Genomic DNA, 1,232 nt, shown 5'->3' with positions numbered 1-1,232 from the left:
TCCAGGAGGCGACCAAGGCGCTGCAGGACATCGCGCCCGGCAACCTGCACACCTATGGCCGTGAAGCGACCACCAAGACCAGCGCCTTCAGCACGCAGTTGCTGGACAAGGTCCGCAATGCCGACCTCGACAGCAGCGGCGACAAGCTGGGCGAAGTCGTGCGCATCGCGCGCTCGCTGAATCTCGAGTCCTTCCATGGCCGCTCCAAGCTGCCGATCCTGGGACCGCTGATCGACAGGATGCGCGCGACCAAGGACGACCTGGTCCAGCGCTACAGCTCCACCAACCGCCAGATCGACCAGCTGATGGGCGACGTGGGCAAGACCCAGCAGATCCAGCAGCAGCGCGTACGCGAGTACGACCAGATGCACGACATCGTGCTGGACGAGCGTCGCGAACTCGGCGTGCACGTAGCCGCCGGCCGCGTCCGCATCGCCGAACTGGAAGCGGAGCTGGCGACGCTGGCGGGCAAGGAGGATCAGGAATCCCGTACGCGCCGCGCCGCCCTGGACACCGCGCTGCGCCTGATCGACAAGCGCGTGTCCGACCTGCAGGTACTGCAGCACGCGGCGGACCAGACGCTGCCGATGATCCGCCTGATCCAGGCCAATGCCATCCAGCTGATCGAGAAGTTCAGCGCCGTGCGCGACATCACCATCCCGATGTGGCGCAACCAGTTCGCTATCCAGCTGTCGCTGGCCGACCAGCGCAACGCGGTGGAACTGGCCAACGCCATCGACGACGCCAGCAACGAATTGATGCGCAAGAACGCCGAGCTGGTGCATGCGACCGCCGTCGGCACCGCACGCGCCAACCAGCGCTCGGTGATCGACATCGAGACCCTGCGCACCGTCAACGAAACCCTGATCCGGACGGTGGAGGAAGTCCGCGAGATACACCGCGAAGGCATGGCCAAGCGGAAGCAGCTGTCCACCGAGCTGGTGGACATGCGCGAAGATCTGGAAAAGCGATTGGCGCTGCCGACGGCGGGCACCGCAGCTTCCTGATCGCAAGTTCGCGTCTTACCAAACAGAAACGGGCCGCATTGCGCGGCCCGTCCTCTCTCCGGCATCTGGATGGACGACTACTCCACCGTCACCGACTTCGCCAGGTTGCGCGGCTTGTCCACGTCGGTGCCGCGCGCCAAGGCGGTGTGGTACGCCAACAGCTGCACCGGGATGGTGTGCACGATCGGGCTGAGCACGCCGACGTGGCGCGGCGTACGGATCACG

1 protein-coding gene is annotated in these 1,232 nt (G+C 65.8%); it reads left to right on the top strand.

The annotated features are described in order from the left end of the window. Positions 1-1,007, top strand: a 1,007-nt coding sequence (locus AC04L7_RS19020; RefSeq protein ID WP_475513748.1) for a toxic anion resistance protein, incomplete at its 5' end; no start/stop codon positions are given. Positions 1,008-1,232 lie beyond the last annotated feature (225 nt).

This window comes from Pseudoxanthomonas sp. LjRoot204_2, assembly GCF_056175765.1.
The sequence above is the reverse complement of the archived record's forward strand: the minus strand, read 5'-3'. Positions and strand labels throughout refer to the sequence as shown.